General features: G+C 71.5%; 16 protein-coding genes and 2 pseudogenes. 8 read left to right on the forward strand and 10 right to left on the reverse strand.

From position 1 onward, the window contains the following. Positions 1-9: 9 nt before the first annotated feature. The 3 genes from AB0M97_RS04905 to AB0M97_RS04915 all read right to left on the reverse strand — a co-directional run bounded on the left by AB0M97_RS04905 (position 10) and on the right by AB0M97_RS04915 (position 3,215). Positions 10-831, reverse strand: coding sequence for an ABC transporter permease (locus tag AB0M97_RS04905; protein WP_365959298.1), 822 nt, complete (start codon positions 829-831; stop codon positions 10-12). 89 nt (positions 832-920) lie between these two features. After that, positions 921-1,895 (reverse strand): ABC transporter ATP-binding protein, encoded by a 975-nt coding sequence (locus AB0M97_RS04910; RefSeq protein ID WP_365959365.1) that lies wholly within the window; start codon positions 1,893-1,895, stop codon positions 921-923. A gap of 108 nt (positions 1,896-2,003) precedes the next feature. Beyond that, on the reverse strand, positions 2,004-3,215 hold the full coding sequence (locus tag AB0M97_RS04915) for an NYN domain-containing protein (RefSeq protein ID WP_365959299.1): 1,212 nt from the start codon (positions 3,213-3,215) through the stop codon (positions 2,004-2,006). Positions 3,216-3,439: 224 nt separating this feature from the next. Here AB0M97_RS04915 and AB0M97_RS04920 point away from each other — a divergent pair, with 224 nt between their 5' ends. Next, the gene (locus tag AB0M97_RS04920) at positions 3,440-3,604 is read left to right on the forward strand and encodes a hypothetical protein (RefSeq protein WP_365959300.1); all 165 of its coding nucleotides are present in this window, start codon (positions 3,440-3,442) and stop codon (positions 3,602-3,604) included. A 136-nt stretch (positions 3,605-3,740) separates the two neighbouring features. On the opposite strand, the gene dnaE is transcribed toward AB0M97_RS04920, so the two are convergent. Next, on the reverse strand, positions 3,741-7,280 hold the full coding sequence (gene dnaE, locus AB0M97_RS04925; protein ID WP_365959301.1) for a DNA polymerase III subunit alpha: 3,540 nt from the start codon (positions 7,278-7,280) through the stop codon (positions 3,741-3,743). A gap of 220 nt (positions 7,281-7,500) precedes the next feature. Between dnaE and AB0M97_RS04930 the strand changes: the two genes are divergently transcribed. The 5 genes from AB0M97_RS04930 (at position 7,501) to AB0M97_RS04950 (ending at position 13,635) form a co-directional block, all read left to right on the forward strand. Then, positions 7,501-8,826 (forward strand): DUF2252 domain-containing protein, encoded by a 1,326-nt coding sequence (locus tag AB0M97_RS04930; RefSeq protein ID WP_365959302.1) that lies wholly within the window; start codon positions 7,501-7,503, stop codon positions 8,824-8,826. A 66-nt stretch (positions 8,827-8,892) separates the two neighbouring features. Further along, positions 8,893-9,585 carry a hypothetical protein gene (locus tag AB0M97_RS04935; RefSeq protein ID WP_365959303.1) on the forward strand — a complete coding sequence of 231 codons (693 nt, stop codon included), beginning with the start codon at positions 8,893-8,895 and terminating at the stop codon, positions 9,583-9,585. Positions 9,586-9,682: 97 nt separating this feature from the next. Beyond that, positions 9,683-10,507 (forward strand): thioredoxin domain-containing protein, encoded by an 825-nt coding sequence (locus AB0M97_RS04940; protein WP_365959304.1) that lies wholly within the window; start codon positions 9,683-9,685, stop codon positions 10,505-10,507. A 130-nt stretch (positions 10,508-10,637) separates the two neighbouring features. Beyond that, positions 10,638-12,308 (forward strand): alkaline phosphatase D family protein, encoded by a 1,671-nt coding sequence (locus AB0M97_RS04945; RefSeq protein ID WP_365959305.1) that lies wholly within the window; start codon positions 10,638-10,640, stop codon positions 12,306-12,308. Positions 12,309-12,645: 337 nt separating this feature from the next. Then, the gene (locus tag AB0M97_RS04950; RefSeq protein ID WP_365959306.1) at positions 12,646-13,635 is read left to right on the forward strand and encodes a zinc metalloprotease; all 990 of its coding nucleotides are present in this window, start codon (positions 12,646-12,648) and stop codon (positions 13,633-13,635) included. On the opposite strand, the gene AB0M97_RS04955 is transcribed toward AB0M97_RS04950, so the two are convergent. After that, positions 13,617-14,210: a dienelactone hydrolase family protein gene (locus AB0M97_RS04955; RefSeq protein ID WP_365959307.1), complete on the reverse strand. Its 594-nt coding sequence runs from the start codon at positions 14,208-14,210 to the stop codon at positions 13,617-13,619. The two genes, AB0M97_RS04950 and AB0M97_RS04955, sit on opposite strands and share 19 nt — an antisense overlap. A gap of 128 nt (positions 14,211-14,338) precedes the next feature. Here AB0M97_RS04955 and AB0M97_RS04960 point away from each other — a divergent pair, with 128 nt between their 5' ends. Continuing rightward, positions 14,339-15,487 (forward strand): mechanosensitive ion channel domain-containing protein, encoded by a 1,149-nt coding sequence (locus AB0M97_RS04960; RefSeq protein ID WP_365959308.1) that lies wholly within the window; start codon positions 14,339-14,341, stop codon positions 15,485-15,487. Between the two features lie 308 nt (positions 15,488-15,795). Here AB0M97_RS04960 and AB0M97_RS04965 read toward each other — a convergent pair. From AB0M97_RS04965 to AB0M97_RS04985, 5 genes and pseudogenes are all read right to left on the reverse strand, one after another. Then, positions 15,796-16,002 (reverse strand): annotated as a pseudogene (locus AB0M97_RS04965) (Na+/H+ antiporter); the annotation flags it as partial. A gap of 101 nt (positions 16,003-16,103) precedes the next feature. Continuing rightward, positions 16,104-16,573, reverse strand: a pseudogene (locus AB0M97_RS04970) (GNAT family N-acetyltransferase). Beyond that, complete coding sequence (locus AB0M97_RS04975; protein ID WP_365959309.1) at positions 16,570-17,514, reverse strand: RluA family pseudouridine synthase; 945 nt, start codon at positions 17,512-17,514, stop codon at positions 16,570-16,572. Before AB0M97_RS04975 ends, AB0M97_RS04970 begins: the two are co-directional and overlap by 4 nt. A gap of 60 nt (positions 17,515-17,574) precedes the next feature. Continuing rightward, positions 17,575-18,270 (reverse strand): signal peptidase II, encoded by a 696-nt coding sequence (gene lspA / locus AB0M97_RS04980; RefSeq protein ID WP_365959310.1) that lies wholly within the window; start codon positions 18,268-18,270, stop codon positions 17,575-17,577. A gap of 65 nt (positions 18,271-18,335) precedes the next feature. Then, positions 18,336-19,526, reverse strand: a complete 1,191-nt coding sequence (locus AB0M97_RS04985) for a TraR/DksA C4-type zinc finger protein (RefSeq protein ID WP_365959311.1) — start codon at positions 19,524-19,526, stop codon at positions 18,336-18,338. Positions 19,527-20,111: 585 nt separating this feature from the next. Between AB0M97_RS04985 and ileS the strand changes: the two genes are divergently transcribed. Beyond that, the gene (gene ileS, locus AB0M97_RS04990) at positions 20,112-23,258 is read left to right on the forward strand and encodes an isoleucine--tRNA ligase (RefSeq protein WP_365959312.1); all 3,147 of its coding nucleotides are present in this window, start codon (positions 20,112-20,114) and stop codon (positions 23,256-23,258) included. The last annotated feature ends 17 nt before the right edge of the window (positions 23,259-23,275 follow it).

The following is a 23,275-nucleotide window of genomic DNA, read 5'->3' on the forward strand; positions in this document are numbered from 1 at the left end:
CCCGGCGTGTCACCGGACGGCGGCCCGGCGGTAGGCCCGGGTCGCCACGGCGAGCGAGACGACGCCGACCAGGCCGCACACGGCGAGGTCACCGAGGACGAAGGCCCAGTCGGGGTCGGGCCCGAAGGTGCGCGCGAAGGCCTCCACGCCGTACGTCGACGGCAGCAGGTTCCGCGCCAGGCGCACCACCTCCGGCATCCGCTCCGGCGGCAGCACGCCGAGCAGCAGCGCCGCCGACATGCCGAGCTGGCCGAGCAGCGTGGCCAGCTCCGGCCGGGGCGCGAGCAGCCCCAGCGCGGCGCCGAGGCCGGCGAGCGCGGCGCCCGCGAGCGGGATCACCGCGGCGAGGATCCACAGGTGGGCCAGCGGCAGCCCGAACAGCACGCACCCGAAGACGGCGGTCACGACGGTGCCGGGCACCGTGAAGGAGGCGTACGCGCCGGCCGCGCCGAACACCACCGCGGCGGGCGGCACCGGCAGCGTCGCGTAGTGGTCGAGGCCGCCACTGGCCCGCAGCTGCCCGAAGTACTGGGCGAGCAGGTTCAGCGCGACGAACGCGACGACGAGCACCGCGGAGCCGGCGACGACGGTCCGCGCCTCCTCCCCGCCGTCCACGACGCCGCGCATCAGGATCATGATGCCGACGGACTGGAAGGTCGCCACGAACAGCAGCGGGATGCGCGCCACCCGCGCCCGGGACAGCTGTGCCCGGTACACGGCCGCCAGCGACGGCCACAGCCGCGCCCGCGGCCCGAGCTCGGCGGCGCTCGTCACGGTCTCCCCCACCGTCACGGCACCGCCCGGCAGGACATCGGCGGGTACGGCACTCACGTCGCGCTGCTCCCCTTCACCAGGTTCGACTCCGGCTCTCGCCCCGTCCGGTACGGACGCGGAGGCTCCCGCGCTCAGGACCCGCAGGTTCACGCCTTCACCAGCCCCTGCTGCGCGGCGCCGCCCAGCGCCAGGTACACGTCCTCCAGGCTGGGCGTGGCCAGCGTGAAGTCGTCCAGGGCGGCGAAGGCGGCCCCGCCCGTGACGGTGGCGACGACGGCGCGGGCCTCCTCGGGCGCGAGCCGCAGCGTCCAGCGGCGGCCCGCGCGCACGGCGTGGTCCCGCAGCGCGGCGACCTCGGGGACGTGCAGCGGGGCGGACTCGCGCCACACCAGGTCGACCCGGACCTCGCCGGCGACCTGCTCCTTCAGCCCGGCCGGGGTGTCGCAGGCGATCACCCGCCCCCGGTCGAGGACGGCGACCCGGTCCAGGACCGTCTCGGCCTCGATGACGTTGTGCGTGACGAGCAGGACGGTCGTGCCGCGCTCGGCGCGGCGCCGGTCGACGGCGGCCCAGACGGCGCGCCGCGCCACCGGGTCCATGCCGCTGGTCGGCTCGTCCAGCACGAGCAGCGGGCGCTCCCCCACCAGCGCGGCGGCGAAGCAGGCGAGCCGGCGCTGCCCGCCGGAGAGCTTCTTCAGCGGGCGCCCGGCGATCCCCGTGAGGCCCAGTTCCTCCAGCACGTCGTCCCGCTCGGCCCGTGCGCTGCGCACGTCCAGGCCGCGCAGCCGTCCGGTGGTCTCGGCGGCCAGCGACACGGTCAGCTCGTCGAGGGCGGTGGACTCCTGCCCGAGGTAGGCGAGGATGCGGGAGGCCCGCTCCGGGTGGCGCACGATGTCGTGGCCGAGGATCTCGACGCTGCCGGTGTCGGGCCGCATCAGCCCGGTCAGCTGGCGTACGAGGGTGGACTTGCCGGCGCCGTTCGGGCCGAGCAGCCCGAAGATCTCGCCGCCCCGGATGTCGAGCCCCACGTCGTCCGTGGCCCTGACCTCGGGCGTGCCCGGTACGCCGCGCCTGCCCCGTACCGCCGGGTAGGTCTTGGTCAGCCCGCGCACCGCGCACACGACGTCACCGCCGTGCCGAACCGCCTGTGCCGCGCGCCTACTCACAAGGGACGAGACTACGGGGTCCGCGGGCCCGGTTCGTCCCCGGGGGCCGCGCCGGGGGGCGTCTCAGTCCGCGGCCGGGGCGTGTTCGACCCCTGTGCGGACGCCGATCTCACGCCAGAATCCGGCCCGGATGGCATACCGGTCGTGCTCGTCGATCTGGTCGTCCTTGTGGGCGAGCAGCCCGAACCGGGCGGCGTACCTGAGCAGTTCCCCGTCGATGCGGTGCGGGATGCGCGGGTACATGCCGGACAGCCGCTGGAGGTGGCTGTGGTCGCCCAGCCGCTCCACCCAGCGCCGGGCGAAGACCTGCCCGACCTCGAAGGGGTCACCGCCGACGGTGGTGATGTCCTCCTCCCGGTCGGCCCACCGCTGCTCGGCGGTGGTCAGCTGGGCGAGCGTCGGCATCGACGCGGCCTCCGGCGCCTCGGCGGGCGGCCGGTCCACCCAGCCCTTGTCGGAGGACCAGCGCAGCGTCGCGGTCGTCGGGTGCGGCGCGGAGGGCTGGCCGGGGGCGCGCAGGGCGGCGAGGTCCTTGGGCGTGGGCACGCCGCCCTTCACGGCGGGCGCCCGGTCCTGGGTGCCGTTCGACGCGGCGGCGGCCGGGCGGTGCGGGGTCTCGTCGGCGGGCCGCTCGGGCACGGCGAGCGCGGACTCGGGCAGCGGCGCGGACAGGATCGCGGCGATGTCGGGCCGGGGCGCGGGCTGCGGCGCGCACACCGCGGTGAGTTCCTTCGCGCGGACCGCCCGGGTGATCCACGTGCGGTCCAGGACCCGGCGTTCGTCCGCCTCGGCGACCAGGTCCTCGGACTGGTTGTAGTCGCCGTCGGCGGCCTGCACGGCCCACAGGTGGACGGCGACGCCGTGTTCCTTGGCGGCCATCATGCCGGGCAGCAGGTCGCCGTCGCCGGTGACCAGGACGATGTCGGAGCAGGCGCGGTTGCGGGCCAGCTCGGTCAGCTCGGCGTGCATCGCGGCGTCCACGCCCTTCTGCGCCCAGCGGCCGTCGCTGCGGGTCAGCGCGCCGAGCCGGACGGTGACCCGGGGCATCACGCGCAGCCTGCGGTGTTCGGGCTGCGGGACGCGGTCGGGGGCGCCGTCGAACCAGTAGATGCGCAGCAGCGGCCGCTCGGTCTCGGCCTCGGCCCGTTCTCGCAGGCCCTGGATGAGGGCGGTGTGGTCGACGGTGATGCGGGAGCGCGACGGTTCCCCGGCGAGGAGACTGGCGGCGGCCCCCAGCAGATACCCGGCGTCCACCAGGACGATGCAGCGGTCCACGCGGTCCACCCTCTTTCCGGGAGGTTTGCTTCGGGCTTCCTTCGAGTCTGCCCGACCACGCGGGGGTTAACGGCCCGAACTCGATCTTCGGCGTGGCGTTTCGGGCCGGCGCGGCACGACCCGCCTTGTCACAGACGGTAATTACCCGACATGCGTTCTTTGTCGGCCTGTGTGAATCTGATCCCGGCCCTGGCCCCGAGATCCCCCACAGGAGGCAGATCACCATGGCCAAGAACAAGAACCGTGATCGCAAGCAGTCGCAGGCCGAGCGCGGCGTGGACCCGGCGCAGCAGACGGCGATGGACACACCGGCGCACGACCGCGCCGCGCAGGTGACGCCCGGCGACGTCGGCCGCAAGGGTCGGCAGAAGCGCTTCGGCCACAACTGACAGCGGCGCTTGGGGCACAGCGGAAGCCGCGTTCCCGGTCACGACCGACCGCCGCGCGACGAGCCGTTGAAGCCCGGGCACATGACGAGAGGGCGCACCCACGGCCGGGGTGCGCCCTCTCGCACGCGCGGGGCGCTCAGCCCGCCAGGCAGGACGGCCCGAGCAGCACCTTCAGGTCGCCGAAGAGCGCCGGGTCGGGCTTGACGCGGTGCCGGTCCAGGCGCAGCACGGTGGTCTTCGTCGGGCCCTGGAGCCTGATCCGGACCTCGCTGTCGCCCTTGTGGTGGCTGAGGATCTCGCCGAGGCGGCTGACCATCGGCGGGGTGACCCGGGTGGCCGGGATGGTGAGGACCACGGGCGCGTTGGTGCCCGCGTGGGACAGGTCGGGGACCTGGAGCTCCATCGCCACCAGGCGCGGCACGTCCTCGCGCTTGTCGAGCCGGCCCTTGACGAACACGACGGCGTCCTCGACGAGTTGGGTCGACACCAGCTGGTACGTCGCCGGGAAGAACATGCACTCGATGGAGCCGGCGAGGTCCTCGACCGTGGCGATGGCCCAGGCGTTGCCCTGCTTGGTCATCTTGCGCTGCAGGCCGGAGATGATGCCGCCGATGGTCACCACGGAGCCGTCGGAGTAGTCACCGCCGGTGAGCTGGGAGATGCCCGCGTCGGCCTTGTCCGACAGGACGTGCTCCAGGCCGAACAGCGGGTGGTCGGAGACGTAGAGGCCGAGCATCTCCCGTTCCTGGGCGAGCAGGTAGGCCTTGTCCCACTCGTCGGAGGAGAACTCCACGTCCATGCCGAAGCCCGGTTCGCTGTTGTCCTCCTCGCCCATGCCGCCGAAGAGGTCGAACTGGCCCTCGGCCTCCTTGCGCTTGACCGCGACCACGTTGTCGATCATCGGCTCGTACTGCGCGGTCAGGCCCTTGCGGGTGTGGCCCAGGGAGTCGAAGGCACCGGCCTTGATCAGCGATTCCGTCGTGCGCTTGTTGCAGACGACCGCGTCCACCTTGTCGAGGTAGTCCGGGAAGGACGTGTACTTCCCCTTGGCCTTGCGGCACTTGATGATCGACTCGACGACGTTGGTGCCGACGTTGCGCACGGCGGACAGGCCGAAGAGGATCACGTCGTCGCCCTGGGCGGCGAAGTTCGCCTCGGACTCGTTGACGTTCGGCGGGAGGACCCGGATGCCCATGCGGCGGCACTCGTTGAGGTAGACCGCCGACTTGTCCTTGTCGTCCTTCACCGAGGTGAGCAGCGCGGCCATGTACTCGGCGGGGTGGTTCGCCTTGAGGTAGGCGGTCCAGTACGACACCAGGCCGTACGCGGCGGAGTGCGCCTTGTTGAACGCGTAGCCGGCGAAGGGCACCAGCACGTCCCACAGCGCCTGGATCGCCTCGTCGCTGTAGCCCTTCTTGCGGGCGCCCTCCTGGAAGAGGACGAAGTTCTTCGCCAGCTCCTCGGGCTTCTTCTTGCCCATCACGCGGCGCAGGATGTCGGCCTCGCCGAGCGAGTAGCCGGCGATGATCTGGGCGGCCTTCTGCACCTGCTCCTGGTAGACGATCAGGCCGTGGGTGACGTCCAGGACCTCCTTGAGCGGCTCCTCCAGCTCGGGGTGGATCGGCGTGATCTCCTGCTGCCCGTTCTTGCGCAGCGCGTAGTTCGTGTGGGAGTTCATGCCCATCGGGCCCGGCCGGTACAGGGCCGACACGGCGGAGATGTCTTCGAAGTTGTCCGGCTTCATCAGCCGCAGCAGCGAGCGCATCGGGCCGCCGTCGAACTGGAAGACGCCGAGGGTGTCGCCGCGCTGGAGCAGTTCGAAGGTCGTGGGGTCGTCGAGCGGCAGGCTCAGGAGATCGATGTCGATCCCCTTGTTGGCCTTCACCATCTTGACGGCGTCGTCCATGATCGTGAGGTTGCGCAGGCCCAGGAAGTCCATCTTCAGCAGGCCGAGCGCCTCGCAGCTCGGGTAGTCCCACTGCGTGATGGTCACACCGTCGGTGTGCCTGACCCAGACCGGGACGTGGTCGGTGATGGTCTCGCTGGACATGATCACGCCGGCCGCGTGCACGCCCATCTGCCGGACCAGGCCCTCGACGCCCTTGGCGGTGTCGATGACCTTCTTCACGTCCGGCTCGTTCTCGTACATCGCGCGGACCTCACCGGCCTCGGAGTACCGGGGGTGGCTGGGGTCGGTGATGCCGGACAGCGGGATGCCCTTGCCGAGGACGTCGGCGGGCATGGCCTTGGTGATGCGGTCGCCCATTGCGTACGGGTAGCCCAGCACGCGCGCGGAGTCCTTGATCGCGTTCTTGGCCTTGATGGTGCCGTACGTGCCGATCATGGCGACCTTGTCGGCGCCGTACTTCTCCGTCACGTACCGGATCACCTCGACGCGCCTGCGCTCGTCGAAGTCGATGTCGACATCGGGCATGGAGACGCGCTCGGGGTTGAGGAACCGCTCGAAGATCAGGCCGTGCGGGATCGGGTCGAGGTCGGTGATGCCCATGGCGTAGGCGACGATCGAGCCGGCCGCGGAGCCGCGGCCGGGGCCGACGGCGATGCCCTGCTTCTTGGCCCACATGATGAAGTCGGCGACCACGAGGAAGTAGCCCGGGAAGCCCATCGAGATGATGACGTCCATCTCGTACTCGGCCTGCTTCTGGCGGTCCTCCGGGACGCCGCCGGGGAAGCGGCGCTCCATGCCGCGGCGGACCTCCTCCTGGAACCAGGTGACCTCGGTGTACCCCTCGGGGATGTCGAACTTGGGCATCAGGTCGCGCTTTTCGAACATGCCCGTGGTGTCGACCATCTCGGCGATCAGCGCGGTGTTGGCGCAGCCCTCCTGCCAGGCGTCCGAGGAGTCGATGGCGTACATCTCCTCGGTGGACTTCAGGTAGTAGCCCGTGCCGTCGAACTTGAAGCGGTCGGGATCGGAGAGGTTCTTGCCGGTCTGGATGCACAGCAGGGCGTCGTGGGCGGTGGCCTCGTGCGCGTACGTGTAGTGCGAGTCGTTGGTGACCAGCGGGGGGATGCCGAGCTTCCGGCCGATCTCCAGCAGGCCGTCGCGGACCCGGCGCTCGATCTCGATGCCGTGGTCCATCAGCTCCAGGAAGTACTTGTCCTTGCCGAAGATGTCCTGGTAGTCGGCCGCCGCCTTCAGGGCCTCGTCGAAGTGGCCGAGGCGCAGGCGGGTCTGGACCTCGCCGGAGGGGCAGCCGGTGGAGGCGACGATGCCCTCGGACCACTGGGCGATGGTCTCCTTGTCCATCCGGGGCCACTTCTGCAGCCAGCCCTCGGCGTACGCGTCGGAGGACAGGCGGAAGAGGTTGTGCAGGCCCGTCTTGTTGACCGCCCACATCGTCTTGTGGGTGTAACCACCCGAACCGGAGACGTCGTCCCGCTTCTGGTGCGGCTGGCCCCACTGGATCTTGCGCTTGTTGCGGCGCGACTCGGGGGCGACATACGCCTCGATCCCGATGATCGGGGTGATTCCGGCCTTCTGCGCGGAGTGGAAGAAGTCGTACGCCCCGTGCAGGTTGCCGTGGTCGGACATGGCGATGTGCGCCATGCCCATCTCGTTGCACGCGTTGAACATGTCCTTCAGCCGCGCGGCACCGTCCAGCAGCGAGTACTGGGTGTGGACGTGCAGGTGCGTGAACGGCGGTTTCGACACGTTCGGCCTCCAGGGAAAACGACGGACGGCGGGCTGCGGACAGTCTGGGGGGACAGCGTCGAAGTCTATGCCTCGGCACTGACACCCGCGGGCGCCCCCGCGTACCTTTCGTGCGGGGATCACGGGCACTCGCCCGCACCCTCGAACGTTGATCCGGATGACAGATCCGCTCCACCCGTCACGCACCACCGGCACCACCAGCACCAGGAGGCACCCAGCGATGTCGGTTCCGCAGCTCGGCGACGAGCACCGCGGCGAGGAGGTCCTCGCCGTGTTCGACACCGCGTTCGGCGAGCTGCTGGCCGCCGACCCGGCCGCCTTCCACGTGAAGTTCCGCAAGATGGCGGCCTCGGCGTTCGCCTTCTACCGCGGGACGGCGTGCCTCTTCTACCACGACCTGGCGGCGGACGGACGCGGCGGACCGTACCTGGACGAGCGCACCTCGCGCGTGTGGATCCACGGCGACCTGCACGCGGAGAACTTCGGCACGTACATGGACGCCACGGGCCGCCTGATCTTCAACGCCAACGACTTCGACGAGGCCTACGTCGGCCCGTTCACCTGGGACCTGAAGCGCTTCGCCGCCTCGGTGGCCCTGATCGGGTACGCGAAGGCGCTCAGCGACGAGCAGATCACCGAGCTGGTGCTCATCTACGCGGGCGCGTACCGCGAGCGGATCCACGCCCTGGCGACCGGCGCCAAGAACGACGAGGTGCCGCCGTTCACCCTGGACACCGCGCAGGGCCCGCTGCTGGACGCGCTGCGTGACGCCCGCGCGCTGACCCGCTTCGGGCTGCTGGACTCCATGACCGAGATCCGCGACTTCGAGCGCCGGTTCGCCGGCGGGGGCGGCGCCGTCGAGCTGGACGCCGCCACGCGCTACAAGGTGCTCGCCGCCTTCGAAGGCTATCTGGAGACACTGCCGCCGTCGTCGCTGGCCCGCCCGGACTCCTACCGCGTGAAGGACGTCGTCGGGCGCCGCGGCATCGGCATAGGCTCGGCGGGCCTGCCGTCGTACAACATCCTCCTGGAGGGCAACAGCGACGCCCTGGAGAACGACGTGGTGATCTACCTCAAGCAGGCCCAGACCCCGGCCGTCTCCCGGCACGTCACCGACCAGGCGATCCGCGGCTACTTCCAGCACGAGGGCCACCGCACGGTGATCTCGCAGCGCGCCCTCCAGGCGCACGCCGACCCGTGGCTCGGCTGGACGGAGCTGGACGGGGCGGGCCAGCTGGTCGCCGAGGTCTCGCCGTACGCGGTCGACCTGGACTGGGGCGACATCGACGACCCCGAGGAGATCGCCCAGGTCGTCGCCGACCTCGGCCGGGCCACGGCGGCGATGCACGCGGCGGCGGACGACCAGTCCGGCGAGTCGCTGGTGCCGTTCTCCACGGAGCGCGCCATCGACGCGGCGATCGCGGCCGACGAGGACGGCTTCGCGCCGCTGCTCGCCGACTTCGCGCACGCCTACGGCGCACGCGCGCGTGCCGACCACCAGATCTTCGTGGACCTTTTCCGCAACGGCCGGATCCCGGGTCTGTGACCCCCCGGCTCACAGGTTCCCTTTAGGAGCCCCTTACCGGAGCACGTGACACACTCTTCTTTCGCTATGGACATGTCCGGGACCCCGATCAGAGCCCTGCGCGCGGCGCTCTTCACGGCACTCGTCGTGACGCTCAGCACCGCGTCGCACGTGCTGCTGTCGCGGGCCCCGCTGCCGCTGAACACGGTGGCCGCGGTCGCCGCCGCCGTCTTCGCCGTCACGTACGCCCTCGCGGGCCGCGAGCGCTCCTTCGGCCGGATCGCCGCGCTGCTGGTCCCGCTGGAGCTGGCCGCGGACACCGTCCTGACCACCGGCCAGCACGTCTGCTACGGCAGGGCGGGCGGCCCGGTCGCCGGACCCCTGCGCTCCGTCGGCCTCGACGTGCTGTGCGGCGACGGCACCCCGGTCGGCTCGCCGCTCGCGCGGGTCGCAGGCGCCGACACCGACCGGCTCGCCACCCTGGTGGTGCACGCCGAGCCGGCCACCGCCTGGCTGCTGCTCGCCGCGCACATCGCCGTGGGCCTGCTCGCGGCCGGCTGGCTGCGCCGCGGCGAGCGGGCCCTGGCCCAGCTGCTGCGGGCGGTGGGCGCGGCCACGTTCCGGCCGCTGCTGATCGCCGTGGCCGCCGTCACCGCGCGGGCCGGATCGGCACCGCGCCCCTTCCCGCGCCCGGCGCGCCGTACGGCGCCCGCCCGCGGTCTGCTCCTCGCGCGCTCCCTGGGACGGCGTGGACCTCCGTGCCCGGCCGCCCTCGTCTGAGGCCCCGGGCCTCCACGTCGGCACCACCTCTGAGCACCCGTAGTTCCCCCGTACGTATCCCGCACACGACGTGTGCGCGTCCCCGTGGAGAAAACCCATGAGCAAGCGGAACAGCCAGGCGGCGAAGATGGCGGCCCGGGAGCGGCTGCGCGCCGAGCGCGAACGCGCCGCGAAGCGGGCGAAGGCCAAGCGGCAGATCATCGTCGCCTGCTCCGTCGTCGGCGTCCTGGCGATAGCCGGCGGCATCGGCTACGCGGCGGTCCAGGCGAGCAAGCCGGAGTACTGGGACGCCGCGAAGGACGACAAGCTCGTCAAGCCCGCCCACACGACCGGTGAGGACGGTACGACCGTCGTGGTGGGCAAGAGCAGCGCCAAGAAGACCCTGGTGATGTACGAGGACCCGCGCTGCCCGGTCTGCGCCTCCTTCGAGCAGGCCGTCGGCGAGTCGGTGCACAAGGGCCTCGAGGACGGCAAGTACAAGGTGCAGTTCGTCGGCGCCACGTTCATCGACAACAACGTCCCCGGCGAGGGCTCGAGGAACGCCCTCAGCGCGCTGGGCGCCGCCCTGGACGTCAGCCCCGAGGCGTTCCTCGACTACAAGGCGGCGCTCTACTCGGCGAAGTTCCACCCCGAGGAGAGCGACGACAAGTTCAAGGACGACGACTACCTCATCGAGGTGGCGAACAGCGTCGAGGCGCTGAAGGGCAACAAGGCGTTCCAGAAGGACGTCAAGGACGGCACCTACGACAAGTGGGCGCTGACCATGAGCGAGAAGTTCGACTCCGACGGCGAGAAGTACGGCTTCCAGGGCACGCCGACCCTGCTCATGGACGGCAAGAAGGTGACGGGCGCGGACGGCAAGAACGCGCCGATGACGGCCGAGGAGTTCACCACGGCGATCGAGAAGGCGCTGAAGGCCTGACCCACCGGCCTCGGCCGCCCGGCGCCGATCACCGGCCCCGGCAACCGGCCGTCGACCCCGCGCTGAAGGGCGGGCGAACTTCTACCGGTTCGCCCGCCCTTGATCCTACCGATCAGTAATCTGATCGGCCGTGACCAGTCGATACAGATCAACCAACAGCACGGCCGCGCCCGACTCCCTTTCGCCGCGCCGCCGTACGGTCGTCAAGGCGGTCGCCGCCGGGGCGGTGCTGGCCGGGCCGCTCACCGGCGCGCTCCCCGCCCGCGCCGCCACCGGCGCCCCCGCCTTCCTGCACGGCGTGGCATCCGGCGACCCGCTGCCCGACGGCGTCCTGCTGTGGACGCGCGTGACGCCCACGCCCGAGGCGATACCCGGCTCCGGGACGGGCCCGGACACCGAGGTGAGCTGGATCGTCGCCAGGGACCGGGCCCTGACGGACATCGTCGCCAAGGGCTCCCTGACCGCCACCGCCGCCTCCGACCACACCGTCAAGGCCGACCTGCGCGGCCTGGAGCCGGCCACCGACTACTGGTTCCGCTTCTCCGCCGGCGGCACCGACTCCCCCGTCGGCCGCGCCCGCACCGCGCCCGCCGCCGACGCCCCCGTCGCCAACCTCCGCTTCGGCGTGGTCTCCTGCGCCAACTGGGAGGCCGGCCACTTCGCCGCGTACCGCCATCTCGCGGCCCGCGGCGACCTGGACGCCTGGCTGCACCTCGGCGACTACATCTACGAGTACGGGACCGGCGAGTACGGCACGCGCGGCACCGTCGTACGGCCGCACGAGCCCGCGCACGAGATCCTCACGCTCGCCGACTACCGCGCCCGGCACGCCCGGTACAAGACCGACCCGGACCTCCAGGCGCTGCACGCGGCGGCCCCGGTCGTCGCGATCTGGGACGACCACGAGTTCGCCAACGACAGCTGGTCGGGCGGCGCCGAGAACCACACCGAGGGCGCGGAGGGCGCCTGGTCCGCGCGGCAGGCCGCCGCCCGCCAGGCCTACTTCGAGTGGATGCCGGTGCGCCCGGCGATCGCGGGCACCACCTACCGCCGGCTGCGCTTCGGCAAGCTCGCCGACCTGTCCCTGCTCGATCTGCGCTCGTTCCGCTCACGGCAGGTCTCGGCCGGCAGCGGCGACGTGGACGACCCGGAGCGCACCCTGACCGGCCGCGCCCAGCTCGACTGGCTCAAGTCCGGCCTGCGGGCGTCCGACACCACCTGGCGGCTGGTCGGCAACTCCGTGATGATCGCGCCCTTCGCCATCGGCTCGCTCTCCGCCGAACTGCTGAAGCCGCTCGCCGAGCTGCTGGGGCTGGGGCGGGAGGGGCTGGCCGTCAACACCGACCAGTGGGACGGGTACACGGACGACCGGCGCGAGATCCTGTCCCACCTGCGGTCCCACGCAATCCGCAACACCGTCTTCCTGACCGGCGACATCCACATGGCGTGGGCCAACGACGTGCCGGTGAACGCCGGCACGTATCCGCTGTCGGCCTCCGCGGCCACGGAGTTCGTGGTCACCTCGGTCTCCTCCGACAACCTCGACGACATCATGAGGGCCCCCGAGGGCACGGTCTCGGCGGTCGCGGCCCCGCTGATCCGCGCCGCGAACCGGCATGTCCACTGGGTCGACACCGACCGGCACGGCTACGGCGTCCTGGACCTCACGGCCGAGCGCGCGCAGATGGACTACTACGTCCTGTCCGACCGCACGAGGCGGGACGCGACCTCCTCCTGGGCCCGCTCGTACCGCACGCGCAGCGGCACCCAGAAGGTCGAGCGGAGCTACCACCCCGTGTAATCCGCACCGGCTCGCTCCAAGAGGGCGATTTTCAGCCAAGCTCGACGGGGCGGCGGGTCATTGCAGAGAGATCACATCGCCACGGCGGGTGGTGTGGGCCGTGAGCCGAATCCGGACACACCGCCCGCCTGGTGACCGAACCTGTTACGTCGGGATCTCAAACTCCGGACGGCGTGACGTTTCTGCATACGACACTTTCCCGATTGCCCCTGTTTGCCGGGTATTTGATTGGGCTTGATCACTGCTCTACCCGCATGGGCATGTCCACGTAATCTCCGGGCGGCGGCCAGGACGATCCCTGCGCCCCATCTCCCCACCGCATCCGCTAGGAGCCCGCATGCGTGCGCTTGCCCGGATATCGTCCCTGACGCGCAGACGCCTTCTCGGCACGGCCGTCGTGGCCGGAACCCTGATGTTCACCCCCCTGTCCGCCCCCACCGGCGTCGCCGCGGCCGGCACCCCGGCCGCCGAGTGCGCCGAGGACGCCCACGCGCACGCCGCCGCCCGCGAGGCCCGCCCCGGCCACGGCGAGCACGTCGCCGAGCCGAACGAGATCAGCGAGGCCCGCGCCCAGGCGATGAACGCCGACCTGCGCGCCAAGCTCGACAAGCTGCGCGCGAACGGCCGCAGCACGACGGCCGCCGCCTCCACGACCATCCCGGTCTACTTCCACGTCATCCACGACGGTGAGACCGGCAAGCTCAGCTCCGCCGACATCACCGCCCAGATGAACGTCCTGAACTCGGCCTACGCCGGCCAGGGCACCGGCAACACCGACTCGGGCTTCCAGTTCACGCTGGCCGGCACCGACTACACCGACAACCCCGCCTGGTACACCGTCGGCCACGGCTCGCCGGAGGAGAAGGCGATGAAGTCCGCCCTGCGCAAGGGCGGGGCGAACGCGCTCAACTTCTACACCGCCAACATCGGCGACGGCCTGCTCGGCTGGGCCACCTTCCCCAGCTCCTACCGGTCCAACCCGACGATGGACGGCGTCATCGTGCTGGACGCCTCGCTGCCGGGCGGCACGGCCGCCAACTACGACGAGGGCGACACCGCGACCCACGAGGTCGGCCACTGGCTGGGCCTGTACCACACCTTCCAGGGCGGCTGCAACGGCAACGGCGACTACGTCTCGGACACCCCCGCTGAGAAGAGCGCCGCGTACCAGTGCCCGACGGGCCGCGACACCTGCGCCAGCAAGCCGGGCGTCGACCCGATCCACAACTTCATGGACTACACGTACGACGCGTGCATGTACCAGTTCACCGCGGGCCAGGTGACGCGCATGAAGGAGAACTGGGCCGCCTACCGGGCAGCCGGCTGACGCTGCCCGAGCGAGTCGAGGAAGCCGAGCGCCACCCGCCAGGTGGCCTCGGCGGCCTCCTCGTCGTAGTCGGGCAGGTCGGGGTCGGTGTAGAGGTGACCGGCCCCGGCGTACCTGTACACCTCGACGTCGGCGCCGGTCCGGCCCATCCGCAGATACCAGGCGGTCAGCCAGTCGTCCGTCTCGAACGGATCCGGCTCGGCCACGTGCAGCTGGACCGGCAGCCCGTCCGCCGAGGCGTTCTCCGCGATGTCCGAGGTGCCGTGCAGGAGCAGCAGCCCACGCGCCTTCTCGTCGCCGAGGGCCAGGGTCTGCGCGACGGACGCGCCGAGCGAGAACCCGGCGTAGACCAGGCCCCGGTCCGCCCGGGGCGCGGCGGCCAGCACGGCACGCTTCAGCAACTCGTCCCTGCCGATCTCGTCCTGGTGGGCCATGCCCTCCTCGACCGTGTCGAACGTGCGCCCCTCGAAGAGGTCGGGCGTCCACACCTCGTGTCCGGCCGCGCGCAGCCGGTCCGCGTCCCGGCGCACGGCGGGCCTGAGGCCATAGGTCGAGTGAAAGAGCACGATGTCCATGAGGCCATGGTGCCAGCCGGGTGTGACAACGCGGCGGCTCGGCCGGACGCGCCCGGCGGGCGCCCCTGCCCCGGACGTTCCCGAAGTCACATGTTCGTGACCCCCCGGGGCCGGTTAGGTTCGAAGGCATGGAGAACCTGCTCCGCCCATTGATCGTGGTCGGCGGTTCGGTCGTACTCACTGTGGTGATCGGCTGGGCCACCGACCTTCTGTTGCGCAAGGCAGACCAGCGGCATCCGGAGACCCCGTTGTGGGGGCTGCTGCGTCGCGGGCGCATCCCGTACCAGCTCGTGCTGTGCGCGGCCTTCCTGAGAGGCGCCTACGACGAGGCGCAGGTGCTGGAGAGGCACGAGACCGCCGTCGGCCGCGTCCTGACGCTGGTCCTGATCGGCGCCGCGGCCTGGCTGGTGATCCGCATCGCCGCCGCGATCGTGGAGACGTCGTACTCGCGCTACGCCCGCAACCACCACAATGCCGCCCGGGTCCGCAGGGTGCGGACCCAGGTGACGCTCATCATGCGGGTGGTGTCGGCGATCGTCGGGGTGGTCGCCGCCGCGGCGATGCTGCTGACGTTCCCCGCGATGCGCGCGGCGGGCGCCTCACTGCTGGCCTCGGCCGGCATCCTCGGCATCGTCGCCGGCGTCGCCGCCCAGTCGACGCTGGCGAACATGTTCGCCGGGCTGCAGATCGCCTTCGGCGACATGGTGCGCATCGGCGACACGGTCGTGGTGGACGGCGAGTGGGGCACGGTCGAGGAGATCACCCTGACCTTCCTGACCGTGCGCACCTGGGACGAGCGCCGGATCACGATGCCCGTCTCGTACTTCACGTCCAAGCCGTTCGAGAACTGGTCGCGCGGCGGCGCGGAGATGACCGGCATCGTCTTCTGGCACCTCGACCACTCGGCGCCGGTGGAGCTGATGCGGGACAAGCTCCGCGACATCCTGCGCTCGTGCCCGGCCTGGGACGGCCGCGCCTACAACCTGTCCGTCACGGACACCACGCCCAACACCATGCAGGTGCGGGCGCTGGTGACGGCGAAGGACGCGGACGACATCTGGACGGTACGGGTCACGGTCCGCGAGGAGATGCTGCGCTGGCTGGCCGACCACCACCCGTACGCCCTGCCCCGCGTCAACACCGCGGACGCGGTGCTGCCGCCGTCCCGTGACGGCCGCGGCGTGCTGCCCGAGGGCCGTCGCCCGGCGTCGGACGGCTACCGTGCGACATCCGACGGCAAGGTCACGCGCCGCGCGCACGGCACGCCACGTCACTGACGCCGACACCTGAGCCCGCGCCCGCGGACGTCCACACCCGTATCCAACCCGTGTCACCGACCGCCCCGCCGACCTCGGCGCGGCGGTCGGTGCCGTGTTCGGTGCCGCCGTGAGCCGGCAGTACGGGCCGTGCCGGGAACCCGCCGGGTGAACGGCGCCGCGAGCGGGCACGGGATCACCGCAGGCTCCGCACGTCCAGGTGCCGCAGCACCCGGTCCACGATCTCCGGGTCGGCCCCCGGCTCACTGCGCGCCGCCAGCACCTCGTGCCGCGCGGCGCCCAGCATCTCCCCCTTGGATCCGCCGCACCCGCCGCACGGCCGCGTACAGCAGGGGCGGCAGCACCAGCGGCAGGATCAGGTCCGGCGGAATGTCGACGTCCGGCACGAAGCCGGCAGCGCGAGGCCGATCCCGAGGATGGTCATCAGCACCGGCGACGGCAGCCCCAGCCGTTCCCCGACCGGGACGCTCACCAGGGCCCCAGCACAGCACGAGGAGCAGGGCCGACTGATCCACGGTCAGCGCTCCGGGGTCGCGACGTCACACGGCCGCTCTCCACCCTGCCACGCCGCCCCCGTGACCAGCCGCTTCGGCACCACCGGCCGGCGAACGCGCGTCTAGAGCGAGCGCCGCATCGCCCGGTGCGCCATACCGGCGTCCGGGAACTCCGGACCGTACGCCTCGTATCCGAGCCGCTCGTAGAAGCCGAGGGCCGCGTCTGCGCGTGCAGGTCGACGGCCGTCAGCCCACGCGCGCGTGCCGCTTCCTCGATGCCCCGCACCAGCGCGGCCCCGACGCCGAGCCCGCGCGCGTCCTTCGTCACGGCGAGCCGCCCCAGGGAGCCCACCTCGGGGTCCCCGCCGTTCTTCGCGGCGGCCGCCTCGCCGTACAGCAGCCGTCCGGTGCCGAGCGGTACGCCGTCGTCCCGGACCGCCAGCACGTGCACGGCTCCGGCGTCGTGGGCGTCGAACTCGAGGTCCTCCGGCACGCCCTGCTCGCCGACGAAGACCTCCTTGCGCACCGCGAAGCACGCCTCGCGGTCGGCGGCGCCCTCGGCGACACGCACCGCGTACGGCGGCAGGCTCATGCGTAGGTCTCCTCGCGGACCTGGTCCAGGGCGTTGCGCAGGTCCTCGGGGTAGTCACTGGCGTACTCCACCCACTCGCCGTCGCCGGGGTGCTCGAAGCCGAGCCGGACGGCGTGCAGCCACTGGCGGGTCAGGCCGAGCCGCTTGGCGAGCGTGGGGTCGGCGCCGTAGGTGAGGTCGCCGACGCAGGGGTGGCGGTGGGCCGCCATGTGGACGCGGATCTGGTGGGTGCGGCCGGTTTCCAGCTTCACGTCGAGCAGGGAGGCCGCGCGGAAGGCCTCGACCATGTCGTAGTGCGTGACGGACGGCTTGCCCTCGGCCGTGACCGCCCACTTGTAGTCGTGGTGCGGATGGCGGCCGATGGGCGCGTCGATCGTGCCGCTCGTCGGGTCGGGGTGGCCCTGCACGAGCGTGTGGTACCGCTTGTCGACCGTGCGCTCCTTGAACTGGCGCTTCAGCGACGTGTACGCCCGCTCCGACTTGGCGACCACCATCAGACCGGACGTGCCCACGTCGAGGCGGTGCACGATGCCCTGGCGCTCGGCGGCACCGGACGTCGAGATGCGGTACCCGGCGGCAGCGAGACCGCCGATGACGGTCGGCCCGGTCCAGCCCGGCGAGGGGTGCGCGGCGACGCCGACCGGCTTGACGATCACGACCACGTCCTCGTCGTCGTGCACGATCTCCATGCCCTCGACCGGCTCGGCGACCACCTGCACCGGCGCGGGCGCCTGCGGCATCTCGACCTCCAGCCAGGCGCCGCCGTGCACGCGCTCCGACTTGCCGACCACCGATCCGTCGACCGTGACCTTCCCCGCGGCGGCGAGCTCGGCCGCCTTGGTCCGGGAGAAGCCGAACATGCGGGAGATGGCGGCGTCGACGCGCTCGCCCTCCAGGCCGTCGGGCACGGGCAGGGTACGGATCTCGGGAATCGTGCTCACCCGTCGAGTATGCCGGACCCGCCCGGCGGTCCCGACCGGGCCTGTGGACAAACGGGGTGTTCAGTCCTTGTGGACGGTGCCGTCCGGGTCGAGACCCCGGAACGACAGCAGCACGATCAGGATGCCGCCGCACACGATCGCCGAGTCGGCCAGGTTGAACACGGCGAAGTGCTTGGGCGCGATGAAGTCGACCACCGCGCCCTCGAAGACGCCCGGCGAACGGAAGATCCGGTCGGTGAGGTTGCCGAGCGCGCCGCCGAGCAGCAGCCCCAGCGCGATCGCCCACGGCGTGCTGTATAGCTTGCGCGCCAGGCGGGCGATCACCACGATCACGACCGCCGCGATCACCGTGAAGATCACGGTGAAGGCCTCGCCGAAGCCGAAGGCCGCGCCCGCGTTGCGGATGGCCTCGAACTTCAGCCAGTCCCCGACGACCTCGACCGGCTCGTGGTGCTCCAGCTTGGCGACCACGATCATCTTGCTGATCAGGTCGAGGGCGTACGCGACCGCGGCGACCGCGAACAGCACGGCGATCCGGCGCTTGCCCCGGGGCCGCTCGGCGCCTGCCGCCGCCCGCGCGGGGTCGGCGCCGGCGGAGTCCGCCGCCGGCCCGGGGCCGGACCCGCCGGCCGGGGCCGCGGCCCCCTCGGAGCCGGACCGCTCGCCCGGCGACGCGTTATCCTCGGGCCGGTCCTGCCGCGCCCGCGCCGTGTCCGGGGTGTCCGGCGTACCGATGATGCGCTCCGCCTCTGCCACGTGAGTCCCTCAACCTAGGTACCTGACTGAGCACGAGGGTACGGCACGCCTGCGCCCCGCCCCGGTCAGTACCGCCGTTCCTGCTTCTGCTTGCACTCCACGCACAGGGTGGCCCGGGGGAACGCCTGCATGCGGGCCTTTCCGATGGGATTGCCGCAGTTCTCGCACAGGCCGTACGTGCCGGCGTCCAGGCGCTCCAGGGCGTGCTCGGTCTGGGTCAGCATCTCGCGCGCGTTGGCGGTGAGCGCCAGCTCGTGCTCGCGCGTGATGTTCTTGGTGCCGGTGTCCGCCTGGTCGTCTCCGGCGCCGTCCCCGGAGTCCCGCATCAGGCCCGCGAGGGACCGCTCGGACTCGGCGATCTCGGTCTCCAGCCGCTCCTGCTCCGACTGCAGCCCCGCGCGGGCCTCCGCGACCTCTTCCGGGGTCCAGGGGTCCTCACCGGGGCGCACCGCGAGATCGCCGGGCTCCGCCGCGGCTACCCGTGCCTTGGGAACGGCGGTCTTCGCCGCCGTGGCCGTGCCAGGAGTCTTCTTCGCAACCACGTTCGTGGCTCCCGTCTGCTCCGCGGCCTCAGCCGCGCCCACCTTCTTGGCCGTGCTCTTCCCGGCGGCCGGTCTCCCGGCAGCCGCCTTGCTCCCACCCACGCCCGCCTCCCCGCCGGACCCCGCCTTCCCCGCGCCCTCCCGCGCGGCCCTTTCCTTGCCCGACGCCTTCTCGAGGCCCGTCTTCTTGCCCGATGTCTTCCCGGCGACCGCCTTCTTGACCGGAGCCTTCTCGCCGCCCGCCTTCTCGGCGACCGCCTCCTCGCCGCTCCCCGCCTCAGCGACCGCCTTCCTGGCCGGCGTCTTCTTGGCCACCGGCTTCTTGGCCGGCGTCTTCTTCGCCGTCTCCTTCACGGCCTCCTTCTTGGCCGGCACTCTCTTCGCCGCGACCTTCTCAGCGACCGCCTCCTTGACCGGCACCTTCCTGGCCGACGTCTTCTTGGCCGACACCTTCTTCGCCGTCTCCTTCACGACCTCCTTCTTGGCCGGCGCTCTCTTCGCCGCGGCCTTCTCAGCGACCGCCTCCTTGACCGGCACCTTCTTGACCGGCGCCTCCTCGGCCACCGCCTTCTGCCCGGTCGCCTGCTTCTTCCCCCCGCTCGCCGACTTCTTGCTCCCGCTCGCCGTCTTCTTCGCGGCAGCCTTCTTCACCCGTGTCGCCGCGCCGCCCGCCCCGGCCGCCGAGCCTCCCTGTGCGCTCTTCTTCGCCACCATGGCCGCGGCCCCTTCACATATTGTGATCTTGCACGCGAATCGTGCTGGGACGATAAATCGACTTGAGTCCCGCGGCAACGGGGCACACCGCCCGATTCCCCCGCCTCGCGCATCGCGCGCGGCGAGCATGCATGCGTTGTGCCCAGCTCCCCGCCCGGTAATCCGCCGAGCCGGACGTCCTGGGATCCGAACGCGCATACCGCACCATTCGGGTCATACCCCTCTATGCTCCACCCCGCCGCCGGGGCCCCGAAAACCGGTCCACCGCTGTCCGCGCGGCGCCGTACACTGGGTGGAGCGAAAAGCGTGGATGGGGACGAGTAGCGGCGTACGCAGCCCAGAGCGACCCGGGGACGGTGTGAGCCCGGGGGCCAGCGCGACGTGAAGATCACCCCGGAGCCGCCGGAAGAAAGCCCAGCAGGGCGAGTAGAACCGGCTTCGCGGCCCAATGAGAGGGCTCACCGCCGCACACTACGCGCGGGGGCCAAGGAGGGTGGTACCGCGGGAGCGCGCCGCACACGGCGTAGACAGGACAAGGCTCTCGTCCCTCCGACGGAAGGCAGTACGTCCGCCGGAGGAAGCTCGTTGAACACGCAGCCGCAGTACCGCCAGGTACCCGCCCAGGTCGACCTGCCCGCGCTCGAGCACGCGGTGCTCGACTTCTGGCGCGAGCAGAAGATCTTCGCCAAGAGCCTGGAGCAGTCCGAGGGCCGCCCCGAGTGGGTGTTCTACGAGGGCCCGCCCACCGCCAACGGCATGCCGGGCGCCCACCACATCGAGGCCCGCGTCTTCAAGGACGTCTTCCCCCGCTTCCGCACCATGCGCGGCTACCACGTGGCCCGCAAGGCCGGCTGGGACTGCCACGGCCTCCCGGTGGAGCTCGCCGTCGAGAAGGAGCTGGGCTTCTCCGGCAAGAAGGACATCGAGGCGTACGGCATCGCCGCCTTCAACGCCAAGTGCCGTGAGTCCGTGCTCCGCCACACCGACGCCTTCGCCGAGCTGACGACCCGCATGGGCTACTGGGTCGACCTGGACGACGCGTACGTGACCATGGAGCCCGAGTACATCGAGTCGGTCTGGTGGTCGCTGAAGGAGATCTTCACCAAGGGCCTGCTGGTCCAGGACCACCGCGTCGCCCCCTGGTGCCCCCGCTGCGGCACGGGCCTGTCGGACCACGAGCTGGCGCAGGGGTACGAGACGGTCGTCGACCCGTCCGTCTACGTCCGCTTCCCGCTCACCTCCGGCCCGCTGGCCGGCGAGGCCGCGCTGCTGGTGTGGACGACCACGCCCTGGACGCTGGTGTCCAACACCGCGGTCGCCGCGCACCCCGACGTCACCTACGTCGTCGCCACGAACGGCGAGGAGAAGCTTGTCGTCGCCGAGCCGCTGGTCGGCAAGGCGCTCGGCGAGGGCTGGGAGAGCACCGGGCAGAGCTTCACCGGCGCCGAGATGGAGCGCTGGACGTACCGGCGCCCGTTCGAGCTCGTGGAGTTCACCGAGCCCGCCCACTACGTGGTGAACGCCGAGTACGTCACGACCGAGGACGGCACGGGCCTGGTCCACCAGTCCCCCGCCTTCGGTGAGGACGACCTCAAGGTCTGCCGCGCCTACGGCCTGCCCGTGGTGAACCCGGTCCGCCCGGACGGCACCTTCGAGGAGGACGTCCCGCTGGTCGGCGGCGTCTTCTTCAAGAAGGCGGACGAGCAGCTCACCGCGGACCTCGACAGCCGAGGACTGCTGTTCAAGCACATCCCGTACGAGCACAGCTACCCGCACTGCTGGCGCTGCCACACCGCGCTGCTGTACTACGCGCAGCCCTCCTGGTACATCCGCACCACGGCCGTCAAGGACCGCCTCCTCCAGGAGAACGAGAACACCAACTGGTTCCCGGACACGGTCAAGCACGGCCGGTTCGGCGACTGGCTGAACAACAACATCGACTGGGCGCTGTCCCGCAACCGCTACTGGGGTACCCCGCTGCCCATCTGGCGCTGCGAGGACGACCACCTCACCTGCGTCGGCTCGCTCACCGAGCTCGGCGAGCTGACCGGCACCGACCAGTCCGGCCTGGACCCGCACCGCCCGTTCATCGACGAGGTCGCCTTCGCCTGCCCGCACGGCGGCTGCGGAAAGACGGCCACGCGCGTGCCGGAGGTCATCGACGCCTGGTACGACTCGGGTTCGATGCCGTTCGCGCAGTGGGGCTACCCGTACAAGAACAAGGAACTCTTCGAGTCCCGCTACCCGGCGCAGTTCATCTCCGAGGCCATCGACCAGACCCGCGGCTGGTTCTACACGCTGATGGCGGTCGGCACCCTGGTCTTCGACAAGTCGTCCTACGAGAACGTCGTGTGCCTGGGCCACATCCTCGCCGAGGACGGCCGCAAGATGTCCAAGCACCTCGGCAACATCCTGCAGCCGATCCCGCTGATGGACCAGCACGGCGCCGACGCGGTCCGCTGGTTCATGGCGGCCGGCGGCTCCCCGTGGGCGGCCCGCCGCGTGGGCCACGGCACCATCCAGGAGGTCGTCCGCAAGACGCTCCTCACGTACTGGAACACGGTCGCCTTCCAGGCCCTGTACGCCCGTACCTCCGGCTGGGCCCCCTCCGGGGCCGACCCGGCGCCGGACGGCCGCCCGCTGCTGGACCGCTGGCTGCTGTCCGAACTGCACGCGCTCACCGACCAGGTGACCCAGTCCCTGGAGGCGTACGACACCCAGCGGGCCGGCAAGCTGCTGTCCGCGTTCGTCGACGACCTCTCCAACTGGTACGTGCGCCGCTCCCGGCGCCGTTTCTGGCAGGGCGACAAGGCCGCGCTGCGCACCCTGCACGAGGTGCTGGAGACGGTCACGAAGCTGATGGCGCCGATCACCCCGTTCATCACCGAGCGGGTGTGGCAGGACCTGATCGTGCCGGTCAGCCCGGACGCCCCGGAGTCGGTGCACCTGGCGTCCTGGCCGGAGGCGGACCTGACCGCCATCGACCCGGAGCTGTCCAAGCAGATGATGCTGGTGCGCCGGCTCGTGGAGCTGGGCCGGGCCACGCGCGCGGAGTCGGGCGTCAAGACCCGCCAGCCGCTGCGGCGGGCGCTGATCGCGGCGACGGGCTTCGACGCCCTCGACCGCGAACTGCACACGCAGATCACGGAGGAGCTGAACGTCGAATCCCTGGCGTCCCTCTCCGAAGTCGGCGGCTCCCTGGTCGACACGACGGCGAAGGCCAACTTCCGCGCCCTGGGCAAGCGGTTCGGCAAGCGCGTCCAGGACGTCGCCAAGGCCATCGCCGACGCCGACGCCGCGGCGCTGTCCCTCGCCCTGCGGGAGGGCACGGCGTCGGTGCAGGTCGACGGCGAGACCGTCACCCTCGCCCCGGACGAGGTGATCATCACCGAGACCCCGCGCGAGGGCTGGTCGGTGGCCTCCGACGCGGGCGCCACGGTCGCCCTCGACCTGGAGATCACGGAGGAGCTGCGCCGCGCGGGCCTCGCCCGTGACGCGATCCGCCTGATCCAGGAGGCCCGCAAGAACAGCGGCCTGGACGTCGCCGACCGCATCGCGCTGCGCTGGACGGCGACGGACCCGGCCACGACCGCCGCCCTGACCGAGCACGCGGCGCTGATCTCCGACGAGGTCCTCGCCACGGACTACGCCCAGGGCGAGGCGGACGGCACGTTCGGCGAGCCGTTCACCGACGAGGGCCTCACCCTGACGTTCCGCCTGCGCAAGGTGTAACGGGCCACGCGGAGGCC

This window comes from Streptomyces sp. NPDC051207 (assembly GCF_040682395.1).
Classification (GTDB): Bacteria; Actinomycetota; Actinomycetes; order Streptomycetales; family Streptomycetaceae; genus Streptomyces.

Coding starts and splice junctions, on each gene's coding strand:
- AB0M97_RS04960 (WP_365959308.1), top strand. CDS start 14,339: ATGGAGAACCTGCTCCGCCCATTGATCGTGGTCGGCGGTTCGGTCGTA.
- AB0M97_RS04930 (WP_365959302.1), top strand. CDS start 7,501: ATGTCGGTTCCGCAGCTCGGCGACGAGCACCGCGGCGAGGAGGTCCTC.
- AB0M97_RS04935 (WP_365959303.1), top strand. CDS start 8,893: ATGGACATGTCCGGGACCCCGATCAGAGCCCTGCGCGCGGCGCTCTTC.
- AB0M97_RS04985 (WP_365959311.1), bottom strand. CDS start 19,526: ATGGTGGCGAAGAAGAGCGCACAGGGAGGCTCGGCGGCCGGGGCGGGC.
- AB0M97_RS04920 (WP_365959300.1), top strand. CDS start 3,440: ATGGCCAAGAACAAGAACCGTGATCGCAAGCAGTCGCAGGCCGAGCGC.
- AB0M97_RS04955 (WP_365959307.1), bottom strand. CDS start 14,210: ATGGACATCGTGCTCTTTCACTCGACCTATGGCCTCAGGCCCGCCGTG.
- AB0M97_RS04950 (WP_365959306.1), top strand. CDS start 12,646: ATGCGTGCGCTTGCCCGGATATCGTCCCTGACGCGCAGACGCCTTCTC.
- AB0M97_RS04940 (WP_365959304.1), top strand. CDS start 9,683: ATGAGCAAGCGGAACAGCCAGGCGGCGAAGATGGCGGCCCGGGAGCGG.